Annotated in this window: 8 protein-coding genes; 6 read left to right on the top strand and 2 right to left on the bottom strand. The window is 68.7% G+C overall.

Features of this window, described 5'->3' with window-relative positions; genetic code table 11:
• Positions 1–30: 30 nt before the first annotated feature.
• Complete coding sequence (locus ABFX45_RS40955) at positions 31–1,182, bottom strand: cation:proton antiporter (protein ID WP_407656978.1); 1,152 nt, start codon at positions 1,180–1,182, stop codon at positions 31–33.
• Positions 1,183–1,208: 26 nt separating this feature from the next.
• Positions 1,209–1,682: a cation:proton antiporter regulatory subunit gene (locus tag ABFX45_RS40950; RefSeq protein ID WP_170155110.1), complete on the bottom strand. Its 474-nt coding sequence runs from the start codon at positions 1,680–1,682 to the stop codon at positions 1,209–1,211.
• An 18-nt stretch (positions 1,683–1,700) separates the two neighbouring features.
• Here ABFX45_RS40950 and ABFX45_RS40945 point away from each other — a divergent pair, with 18 nt between their 5' ends.
• The 6 genes from ABFX45_RS40945 (at position 1,701) to ABFX45_RS40920 (ending at position 11,690) form a co-directional block, all read left to right on the top strand.
• Complete coding sequence (locus ABFX45_RS40945; protein WP_346136273.1) at positions 1,701–2,804, top strand: DUF1015 family protein; 1,104 nt, start codon at positions 1,701–1,703, stop codon at positions 2,802–2,804.
• Between the two features lie 63 nt (positions 2,805–2,867).
• Positions 2,868–3,812, top strand: a complete 945-nt coding sequence (locus ABFX45_RS40940; RefSeq protein WP_346136271.1) for an NsdA family TPR-like regulatory protein — start codon at positions 2,868–2,870, stop codon at positions 3,810–3,812.
• Positions 3,812–4,558, top strand: a complete 747-nt coding sequence (locus ABFX45_RS40935; RefSeq protein WP_346136269.1) for an ATP-binding protein — start codon at positions 3,812–3,814, stop codon at positions 4,556–4,558. Before ABFX45_RS40940 ends, ABFX45_RS40935 begins: the two co-directional genes overlap by 1 nt.
• 8 nt (positions 4,559–4,566) lie before the next feature.
• Complete coding sequence (locus ABFX45_RS40930) at positions 4,567–4,887, top strand: STAS domain-containing protein (protein WP_109638913.1); 321 nt, start codon at positions 4,567–4,569, stop codon at positions 4,885–4,887.
• 180 nt (positions 4,888–5,067) lie between these two features.
• Positions 5,068–5,430 (top strand): chorismate mutase, encoded by a 363-nt coding sequence (gene aroH, locus ABFX45_RS40925; protein WP_109638912.1) that lies wholly within the window; start codon positions 5,068–5,070, stop codon positions 5,428–5,430.
• A 203-nt stretch (positions 5,431–5,633) separates the two neighbouring features.
• The gene (locus ABFX45_RS40920; RefSeq protein WP_346136266.1) at positions 5,634–11,690 is read left to right on the top strand and encodes an RHS repeat-associated core domain-containing protein; all 6,057 of its coding nucleotides are present in this window, start codon (positions 5,634–5,636) and stop codon (positions 11,688–11,690) included.
• The last annotated feature ends 122 nt before the right edge of the window (positions 11,691–11,812 follow it).

Here is an 11,812-nt window from a genome sequence, read left to right as displayed (position 1 = left end):
TAAGAGAGTCGTCATCCAGGGGCTCGTGTTTCAGGCCATCTGCCTTCTCCGCTGGAAGAATTCCCCGATCGGCTCAACGTACTTGGCCGCAATCGGCCCCAGGATCGCCATCAGCAGCACGTAGGCGGTTGCGAGAGCTGCCAGGTCACCGTTCACCTGACCGGACGCAACGGCGAGGCCCGCGATGACGATGGAGAACTCGCCACGGGCCACCAGGGCGGCGCCCGCACGCATGCGGCCCATCTTGCCGATGCCCTGCCTGCGTGCCGCCCACCAGCCGGTGACGACCTTCGTGAGGGTGGTGACGGCGGCCAGCGCGACGGCGATTCCAAGAACAGGTGGAATCGAGCGCGGGTCGGTGTTCAGTCCGAACACGACGAAGAACATCGCCGCGAACAGGTCGCGCAGGGGTTCGAGGAGGCGCGTCGCGTTCTCGGCCGTCGAGCCGGAGATCGCGATGCCGAGCAGGAACGCGCCGACCGCCGCCGACACCTGCAGCTGGGAGGCGACACCGGCCACGAGCAACGCAGAGCCGAGGAGCTTCAGCAGGAACACCTCGTGGTCGGGACTGTCCACAATGGCTGAGATGAACCGGCCGTACTTCAGCGCCACCACCAGAACCACGGTGATGGCCAGCAAGGAGATGCCGACCGACGTGAGCCCGCCGACGAAGCTCACGCCCGCCAGCACGGCCGTGAGGACCGGCAGGTACACGGCCATCGCGAGGTCTTCGAAGACCAGCACGGACAGCACGACCGGTGTCTCGCGGTTGCCCAGCCGGCCCAGGTCGCCGAGCACCTTGGCGACGATGCCGGACGAGGAGATGTAGGTGACGCCGGCCATCGCCAGTGCGCCCACGGTGCCCCAGCCGAGCAGCAGTGCCGCGATCGCGCCGGGGGCCGCGTTGAGCACGAGGTCGAGGACACCGGCCATCCAGGACTTCTTCAGCCCGGTCGTGAGCTCGGACGCCGAGTACTCGAGCCCCAGCAGCAGGAGCAGCAGCACCACGCCGATCTCACTGGCGAGATGGGTGAACTCCTCGATGCCGTGCAATGGCACGAAACCGCCGGAGCCGAACGCGAGACCACCGATCAGGTAGAGCGGGATCGGCGAGATGCCGATCCGCCTGGCGACGCGGCCGAGCAGGCCAAGGCCGAAGAACACCGCGCCAAGCTGGATCATGGCGATAGTTGTCTCGTGCACTGTGATTAACCGCCGTGGAGGATCTCAGCGGCGGCGTCGAGGCCTTCCGCGGTGCCGACGACGACAGCGAGGTCGCCGTTCTCGAAGATGAAGTCGGGGCCGGGCGACGGATGCGCGTTGCCCGAGCGCACGACGGCCACGATGGACGCACCGGTCCTCGTGCGCAGAGCGGTCTCACCGAGCGTGTGGTTCGCGAACGCGGTGACCGGCAGCTGACGGGTCGTGATGCCGCTGATGCCGCGCGTCTCCTCCCGCAGGTGCGCGACGAGCTGCGGGGCGCCGAGCAGGCCCGCGAGCGTGTTCGCCTCTTCCGGTGAGAGGGGTATCGACGCGGCACAGGAGTCGGGATCCGACGCCTTCGAGAGGATGAGCTCGAACCGGCCGTCCCGGTATGTGATCACACCGACGCGACGACCGGCGCGGATCATGAAGTCCTGGCGCGTACCGATACCCGGCAAAGGCGTGATCTCTACGTTCACACAGATCATGATACTTGGATGACTCTGCGAGTACGCCCGGTGCGACGCGGGTGGGTGGTGCGTGACCGCGTGCCCGGCCCCGACGTCGACGAGTTCGCCGAACCCGGTCAGGTGATCGGGGCGCTCGCCAGGGCGCCGCACGGCACGTTGCTGGGCGTGCAGCACCCGCACCGCACGCCGGCCGCGCTGGCCGCCGGGACGGGCCTGCTGGACGCGTTGCCGCACGCCCGCGCCGAGCTCGCGGTGCTGGTCCGGCGGGCGTACCGCGAGGTGACCGACGTCGTCGCGCCGTACCGGGTGGACGGACCGGACGGAACGGCGTGCGGCGTGTTGTGCCTGGTCGACCCGGACGCGATCGCGCACACCGAGGACGTCTACCCGGACGTGGTCGCCGAGCGCGGTCAGGTGCTGGCCTCGCTCGGCACCGCCACGAGCGCCGCGATGCTCATCCCGATCACGCCTCACGACGGGCTGACGTCACTCGTGCTCGGGATGACCGGCGAGCCTGCGGTGTCGCTTGTGGACTCCGGCGGGCGCAGGCACTGGGTGTGGCTCGTCGGGCCGGGCGAGCTGCAGGACGCGTTCCTCGAAGCGGCGGGCGCGCATCCGTTGCTCGTGGCGGACGGCAACCACCGCGTGGCGGCGGCGCGGTCGGCGGGACTGTCAGGTCTGCTGGCGCTCGTCACGTCGGGGCCGGGGCTGCGGGTCGGGCCGATCCACCGTGCGCTCGTGGGCACCGGGTTGGGCGCGTCCGATCTGGTGACGGCGTGGAAACGGGTCGGTCTGACGGTGTCGTCGTTGCCCTACGTCGTCGAGCCGGAACCCGGCGTGGTGGTGGTGCGCTGCGCCGACGAGGTGTTGCGGGTCGAACTTCCTGCGGGACAAGGGATCGACCACGCCGGCGTGGAGTCGCTGTTGCTGCACGAGGCGCTGGGACTGGACCCCGAGAGCCCGTGCGTGCGGCCTGTCGTCGACCCGTCGGTCGAGGCCGACGCGGTGCTGCTCATCGCGCCCGTTCCCATGGAAGAAGTGCTGGCGGGCACGAAGATGCCGCGCAAGAGCACCTACTTCACGCCCAAGCCGCGCAGTGGCCTGCTGCTCGCCGATCTGGCTCATCCGTAGGGCCCTGCCGGGCGGATTCGTTCGGCCCTGTCGGACGGTCGGCCCGGCGAACAAACTCAGGCAATGCATCAGGACGCGTCGCCCTCGTTGCCACCGCCTCATCGCAAGGTCGGACTTGTGCACGTCAGGCACCTGAGGGCGATGACGGCCGCGTTGCGGGCGGTCGACTACCGCTACGGCGGCGGATCGTGCCGTACTCAGGTGCAGGCGCTTTTGTCGTGGTGTGACAAGGCGTTCGCGCATTCGGCGAGTGCCGCGGTGCGTCGTGAGTTCCGCGCGGCCATCGCGGAACTGCACGCGCTCGCGGGATGGACCGCCTTCGACGCCGGGCTCGGCGGGTCCGCGCACCGCCACTTCCTCCTCGCCCTGGACTTCGCCCAGGACGAGGACCTGGTGGCGAACATCCGGTACCGGATGGGGCGGGTCCACCTGCACCACGGTGGACCCGCCGAGGCGCTCGGCATGTTCCGGCTGGCCGGGCTCGTCGGTACGAACCACCACACGAACGCGATCCTCGCCGCGAACCAGGCGTGGTGTCGTGCCGAACTGGGACAGCGCGTACCCGCACTGGCGTCGCTGGGGCGTGCGCACGACGAGTTCGCACGGGCAGATGTGGACAGTGCGGAACCGTGGGCGGCGTTCTTCGACGTGCACGACCTCGCGGGCATCACGGGTGCCGTCTACACGTCTCTCTCGCGCACGGTGGACGTGAGCTTCGCGCGACCGGCGATCACGTCGCTGGGGCACGCAGTGGCGGGCTATCGCGATGACATGGCCCGCAGCAGGACGTTCGCTCTCATCGCGTTGTCGCTCAACCACCTCGTGGAGGGAGATGCGGACGAGGCGGCGGCGGTCGCAGCTCTGGCCGTCACGCAGTCCGGAGACATCATGTCCGCACGTACGCGCAAGAAGCTCGAACCGCTGCACGCCGAAGCGGGCAGACGCCGCGCGACCAGGCTGAGGGAGCTGATCACGCCTTTGCTCGCGGCTCCGTCGCACGCGGCGTGATGAGCGCGCGGACCCGCTGGTTTCCGGCGGTCCCGGGCTCCCTGCCCGAGATCCGGGCTTTCGTGCGTGATCTCGCCGGTGAGTCCGGGCTGAACGGCGACGACGCGCGGGACGTGCTGCTCGCGGTGTCCGAGGCGGCGGACAACGCGTTGCGGCGCGGGGGAGCGTCCGTCGTCGGAGTGACGTGGGAACCGCGCGACCACGCGGTGTTGCTGACCATCGAGGACGACGGCGTGTTCGACCTCGAAGCCGGGTCGCCGGCGCGGCCGCTGGGACTGCGGCTGCTGTTCGGCATCGCCGACGAGGTCCAGGTGCGGCCCGGCAAACCGACCTGGCCCGGCACCGTCGTGCGAGCGCTCGTGCGGGTCTGGTCGCGCGCGGGCATCCCGGACATGCCCGCGCCACCGGGACGCCCGCGCGTGCTCCTCGTGGACGGCGACAGGTTCTCCGGCCAGGCGCTGGCGGCGTTCCTGCACGCCGAGGGCTACGACGCGACGCTCGTGACGACGATCGAGGCCGCCGACGCGGCGCTGCGGAACCCGCCGGCGCTGGCGGTCGTCGACCTCCTGACGTCTCATGGTGAGGGGACGCGGTTCGCGGCTGTCGCGCGGGCGTTCGGAGTGCGGGTTGTAGCCGTTTCGGCGATCGAGCCGGCCGCTCACGTTGCCGATGCTTGCTTACCGAAGCCGGCGCACCCGCTGCGTGTGCTCGCGGCGGTGCGCGACCTGCTGTCTCCCGATTCGTGAGGCGCACGATGGAACCCGAGCCAGGCCTGCTGGAGGTACGTCGCCACGGTGCGGTGGTGACGCTCGTCGGCGAGGTCGACCTCAACACCAGTGAGTTGCTGAAGTCGGAACTGGCACTGGCGTGCGCGTCGGGGGACGGGGCGGGGGACGTCGTGATCGACTTCAGCGCGTTGACGTTCATCGGGTCGAGCGGCCTGCACGTGCTGATCGAGACAGCGACGGCGCTGGGGGAGCGGCGGCTGGTGCTGCTCGGTGGCGGGTGGGCCGGCTACGTCGTGAACCTGCTCGATCTCACCGTGCGGTTTCCCAACATCGTCGTCGGCCGATGAGTCTTGATCGGCACACGCACCGCACTGCCGTTGCTAATCGTGCGCGCGTCGGGCTATTACGGCCGAATTTTGCGTGCCGCGGGTCGACGTTTCGTGCGACGACGGCAAACGTAAAGCGTCCCGGTGACACACACACGGCGCTGCGGGCGTACGAGGTCGTACCGCGCTAGGGTCGGGCGTATGGCGGTGCGAGCGATCAGGGGAGCGACGCAGATCGACGCGGACTCGCGTGACCTGCTGCTGGAGGCCACGGCCGAGCTTGTGCGCGAGGTGCTGGACCGCAACGCCCTGTCGCCGGACGACCTGATCAGCGTCGTTCTCACCGCCACACCCGACCTCACGTCCGAGTTCCCGGCCTACGCCGCGCGCCAGGCGGGGCTCTCGGACGTGCCGCTGCTGTCCGCCACCGAGATCGCGGTGCCCGGCTCGATGCCCCGCGTGATCCGCTTGCTCGCCCACGTCGAGACGGACCTGCCGCGGTCGTCGGTGAAGCACGTGTATCTGCGCGGAGCGGCCGCACTTCGCACCGATCTGAATCACTGATCATTTCGGGAGAATCCCCGATTTTCTGTGCAACCTGGAATTTCCGAACTCGCCCGAATGGGTGTTTTGCTCCTGCCTGAAGACCGATAGGAAGGAGGCGAAGCCGCCGTCTGATTCGTATCGCGCATTGTTCTGGGCCACCTGGGGGAAGTCGTGGCCGGCGTTGACGCGAACGGGCGGAAACCTTGGGGGCAGGGGGAACTGTGGGGGTTCGAGCGGCGCGCCGTGCGCGCCTGTTAGCGCTGAGCTGTGTCGTGGTGGTGGGCGCGAGCCTGCTCCAGGCCGTGACGTACGGGCCGGCGGCAGGGGCCGCGCCCGGTGTCACCGCGGGTGCCGGTCCGGTCGATCGGCCCGAGCCCGCGTCCGCGCGGCCGGACGAGGCCGTGCCGCCGGACAAGTGGCCACCGGTCGTCCCGGCCGGACTGAAGGCCGGTGGCGCACCGGCCAAGGTGGACCGGGCGAGACTCGCGCAGGTCAGGGCGGAGGCCGACGAGGTCTTCGCGAACGTCGACCTGCGCTCGGGTTTCGTGCTCGGCGACACCTCGCTGGTGGCCTACTTCGACGTGAAGGACGACCCGCGGCCGTGGCAGTCCTGGCGCGTGCGGGTGTTCGACGCGCAGAGCGGGACCGAGCAGGCCTCGACCACGCTGCCGCGGTCCGAACTGAACGTCCGATGTGGAGCTGTGCGGCAGTTCTGCCGCTCGTTCGGCGCGGCTGACGGCTGGGTGCTGGACCGCGAGAAGGACTACTTCATCACGATCGCCGCGCTGCTCGACGAGGGTGGCGAGCTCGTGTCGGCGCCGAGCCCGAACAGCAGGCCGCGCACGACGGAGCTGCCGGATCCTCTTCCGATCGAGCAGGTGTCCGGGTGCGGGTGCGGTGCGGCGCTGAGCAGCACCGGCGCGCGGCCGGCGTTCCGCGGTGACGGCGTCAACACCGCGACCGGCGCGTACAGCAGGCTCGAACCGGACCTGGCGATGGCATCGTTCGGCATCCCGTTCGCCTCGAACCGCGTGTACTCGTCCAGCCTCACGATTCCCGGGCCGTTCGGGCCTGGCTGGGCCTGGTCGTACAACATGCGCGTGACGCCGACCGACCAGGGCGCTCTGGTGCTCGCGGACGACGGCGCGCAGGTGCTCTACAAGAACGCGGACGGCGGCGGTTTCCAGCGTCCGCCGGGCGTGCGGTCGACGCTGCGCAAGACCGCGACCGGCTGGGAGCTGGTCACCCTCACGCAGATCGTCCACGAGTTCGACGGCCAGGGCAGGCTGATCGCGATCCGCACGCCGCGCGGTGTCGCGACGAAGCTCGCGTACACCGGTGAGGGCGTCGAGATCACCGACCCGTCCGGTCGCGTGGTGAAGGTGCGCGTCGAGAACGAGCGGATCCGCTGGATCCAGCTGCCCGACCACCGCAAGACGTTCTACGACTACGACGATGCCGGACGCCTGAAGGCGTTCAAGGACGCGCGCGGCTTCAAGTGGAAGTACGGCTACGGTGCCGACGGCCGGTTGACGGAGGTGCACAGCCCGCAGGACCACAAGCGGATCATCTTGGTGCGCAACGAATACGGCGCCGACGGCCGTGTCACGAAGCAGCTCGACGCGTTGGGCAACGCCACGTCGTTCGCGTGGAACGGCGAGACGCAGGAGTCGACCACGACCGACGCGGACGGCGTGATCGTCCGTGACGGATACCGCGGCAACGTGCTGCTCTACACGCGTCGTGGTGCTGGTGACACGGACAACCACCGCTACGACAAGTCGTTGAACCGCGCGTTGGTCGTCAACGGCAACCACAACCAGCACGAGTCGCTCTACGACCTGAACGGCAATCCGGTCACCCGTCGTGCGCCGCAGCCGATGGCGTTCGACGAGAAGACCAAGTACGACGCGCGCAACAACCCGATCGAGTTCACCGACGCGAACGGAAACGTCTGGAAGAACACGTACAACGAGTTCAACGAGCTGATCCGCAGCACGGACGCGGAGAACCACTCGATCACCTACGCCTATGACGAACGTGGGCTGCGCATCAGTCAGGCCGACCAGCGCGGCAAGGTGACGAAGTACGAGTACTTCGCCGCCGGACAGCCGAACTCGGGTCTGCTCGCCGCCGTCGTCTCGCCGGAGGGCAGGCGTTCCGAGCTCGGCTACGACAAGACCGGCCGCCGCGTCGCGGAAACCGACCCGCGCGGCACGGTCCCCGGCGCGAACCGCTGGGACTACACCACGAAGACGAGCTACGACGAGCTGGACCGCACCGTCGAGGTGCAGGAACCCGGAAAGCACAACTCGTACCGCACGTTCTACGACGAGGTGGGCCGGGTCCGGGCGACGATCAACCCCGAGGGCCTCGAGGTCAGGAACCGCTACCTCGACAACGGCCGCCTCGACGCGGTGACCGACCCGCGCAGGACCATGTCGATCACCTACACCAACGCGGGCCGGCGCGCGGCCGTGCGGACCGAGATGCGCGGCGACGGTCCCGACCTCGTCACGTCGTACAAGTACAACGCCAAGGGTCTGCTGCAGTCGACCACGTCGGCGCGCGGCAACGTGCCCGGCGCGAACCCGACGGACTTCACCACCACGTACCGCTACGACGCGAACGACAACCTGGTCCGCATGTCCCGGCCGTATCCGGGCGGCCAGGTCGTGCACCGCGACATCAAGGTCGACGAGCTCGACCGCACGACGTCCACTGTGGACGAGTTCAACAAGACGTCGTCCAACCGGCGCGACAACAACGGTCAGGTCACGTCGGCGACGGACACGCTCGGCCGTGAGATCAAGATGGGCTACGACCGCAACGGGCGGCAGACGTCGCAGTCCGACGCGGGCGGCAACTCCTCGACGTTCACCTACGACGAGGCGGGCAACAAGACCAGCCGCACCGACGCGTCCGGCGGCAAGACGACGTGGGAGTACAGCGACGACGGCCTGCTGGTCGCGACCACCGAGCCGCGCGGCAACGTGCCCGGTGCGGACAAGGAGAGGTTCACCTCCCACCTCGAGTACGACCTGGCGGGCAACCGGGTCAAGGTGATCAACGCGCTCGACCAGGCCACGACGACGACCTGGGACGCCAACAACCGGATGACCTCGGTCACCGACGCCAACAACCACACGACCCGCTACCGCTACCGGGAGGACGACCAGGTCCACAGCATCCATCAGGCGGATGCGCAGTACTTCCCGCTCGCGCCGGACATCAACGCCACCGTCTACGACTACTACGAGGACGGTCTGCTGAAGTCGGTGCGGGACCCGAAACTGCACACCACGCGCCTCGACTACGACCGCGCCGGCCGCCCGGTGAGCTCGGTGGACCCGTTGGGACGCAAGGCCGAAGCGGGTTACGACGCCGAGTCCAACCTCGTCACGATGATGACCCGCCGGCACGGCGAGCACATCTCCGACGAGGAACGGGCCAAGCGCACGATCGTCAACACCTACGACATCGTGAACCGGCGCGAACGCCGTGCGCTGGGCAGTGGCGGCCCTGTCTACACGTGGGGTTACGACGCCAAAGACCGTGTCACGTCCTATGGCGACCCGTTGGGCGTCCGTGAGATCACCTACGACGACGAGGACCAGATCAAGAAGGTCGTGCGTCGCGAAGCGGGCGGCCGCACCGAGACGTTCAACTACGAGTACGACGTCCGCGGCGACATCACCAGCCGCGAGTACCCGGACGGCACACGGGTCACGTCGGACTACGACAAGGACGGCCGGGTCACCAGCGTGACGGCGGCGGGTGCGACGTGGAACTTCGGCTACGACGTGGCCGGACGGCGGATCCGCACGACGCTGCCCGGCGCCACGGGGCTGGCGGAGAACCGCACGTACGACGACGCGGGCCGGCTCACGAGCATCGGTACCGAGCGCGTCGGTCCGGCGCGTCCGGACGTGCAGGATCCGGTGTCGCGGTACCAGTTGACGCTGGACCCTGTCGGCAACCCGACGAAGGTCGACACCACTCGCGGTGGCGTGACCGAGACCGTCGCGTACGCCTACGACGAGGCGGATCGCGTGACGTCGGCGTGCTACGCGGCGGCGGACTGCGGCAAGCACACACCGTCGGCGGGCCGGATCGACTACCAGTACGACCTGGTCGGCAACCGCCTGTCGCAGAAGAGGTCGGGCACCGCGGGCGACGACGTCACCCGTTACCACCACGACGCGGCGAACCAGCTCACGAAGAAGATCTTCGATCCGCGTGGTGGCAGCCCGACGACCACGGAGTACGGCTACGACCTCAACGGCAACCAGACCAAGGCGGGCAAGGAGAAGTTCACCTACAACCTGGACAGCTCGCTCGCCACGGCCACGAACGCCGGCGGTCAGCAGACGACGTTCTCCTACGACGCGACGGGTCTGCGGCTCGCGGGCACCAGCGGTGAGCACGCCAAGCGCTGGGCGTGGGACGTCAACGGCACGCTGCCGCAGATCGCGCTGGACACCACCACCAATGCTTCCGGTGGCGTGGTCGAGAAACGTGCCTTCGCCTACGGCCCGGACGACGAGCCGCTGGCGTTGATCGATCCGGTGGCCGGAGTGCACTCCTACACGCACGACTGGCTCGGCGGCATCGCGAACATGCTGTCGCCGGACGGCAAACCGCTGGCGGGCTACGACTACGACCCGTTCGGCAACCCGCGTCAGGGCCCGACCCTGACGCCCGGCAAGCCAGAGGGCCCGGCGAACCCGTTGCAGTTCACCGGCCAGTACCAGGACTCCAGCTCCGGTGAGGGCAACTACTACCTGCGGGCCCGCAACTACAACCCGGACACCGGCCGGTTCACCTCCACCGACCCGATGCCGCAGCCGGGCCCGGCGATCTCCGCCTACGCCTACGCGGAGAACAACCCGATGGCGTTCACCGACCCGACCGGTGCGGTGGTCGACGCGGGCGGCGGTGGTGGCACGACGCTGGAGAACGGTGCCACCGAGCCGACCGGTCCGAGCCCTGAGGACGTGGCGAAGGCCCAGCAGATCCAGAGCAAGAGCGTCCTCGACGTGATTCTGGAGGCCGGTGGTCAGATCCTCATGGAGTTCCTGGGGATCAACGACCTGATGAACTGCCTCAAGGGCGACCTGGGCGCGTGCGTGTCGCTGGTCGTGGGCGCGCTGCCGTGGGGCAAGATCTTCAAGGCGCCGAAGATCATCGCGGCGATCTTCAAGGCCGGCAAGGCCGTCGTCACCTTCTTCCAGGAGCTGAAGTGGGCGCGCGTCATCATCCAGGGCGCGGAGAAGGCGGCGAAGGCGGCGGCCGCGGCAGCCGCGAAGGCTGCTGCGGCGGAGAAGGCGGCGAAGGCCCGTGCCGCGGCGGAGGAAGCGGCTCGCAAGGCCGCCGCCCAGGCCGCTGAACGTGCCAAAGCCGCGGCGGCCAAGGCGAAAGCGGCCACCAAGAAGAAACCCGAGACGTGTCCGACCGGCGGCAAGCACAGCTTCCCGGCGGGTACGCGGGTGCTGCTCGCGGACGGCACGACCAAGCCGATCGAGGAGGTCCAGTCCGGCGACACTGTCGTGTCGGCCGACGAGAAGTCCGGCAAGTCCGCTGCGCAGCAGGTGTACTTCACGATCCGCACCGACCACGACAAGTCCTATGTGGACATCACGGTGGTCGCGGAGGACGGTTCGAAGTCCACGATCACGGCGACGGACAACCACCCGTTCTGGTCGGTGACCGCGGGACGCTGGGTCGACGCGGGCGACCTTCGCGCCGGCGATCTGCTCAAGACCGCCGCCGGGACGTTCGTGCAGATCGGGGCGGTGCGCGCCTACACGGCGTCGCAACGCACGTACGACCTGACGATCAACGGCACCAGCACGTACTACGCGCTCGCCGGTTGGACCCCGTTGCTGGTGCACAACTGTGGCACGAACCTCGCGGACGAGGCGGCCAAACTGCCGAAGGACCGCGACCGGAGGTCCACGGGCATTCTCGACGTCGGCACGGAGCAGTTCCCGATCTCAAGCGGTCCCGGGGGTCACTCCGAGCTGGTCAAAAGCCTTCCTGGGCGGACCAGGCAGAACCAGGACCACGTCGAGACGCATGCCGCGGCGTTCTTGAGGAGCAATCCGGGGATCAGGAATGCGGTTCTCTACGTCCAGAACGCCAAGGGGCAGATGTGCCAAGGGCCTCGAGGGTGCTTCGAGAACCTCGAGGACATGCTCCCGGAAGGCGTGCGCATGTGGGTGTACATGAACGGAAATCCTGTCGGGAGGGGTCCTTTCATCGGTAACGCCAACTAGTGTCTCGTGATCCTGTTGGGTTTACTTCGCGTTGTTGTCGACCAGCTTCTTGACGCTGGCCTGGACAACGCGGACCTTGGCCAGGATCTCGTCGGCGGAGGCGGTCCAGGTGAAGGGCTTGG

Source organism: Lentzea roselyniae (genome assembly GCF_039537795.1).
Lineage (GTDB): Bacteria > Actinomycetota > Actinomycetes > Mycobacteriales > Pseudonocardiaceae > Lentzea > Lentzea atacamensis.
Note: the sequence above shows the minus strand (reverse complement) of the source record. Positions and strands in the feature narration are given on the sequence as shown.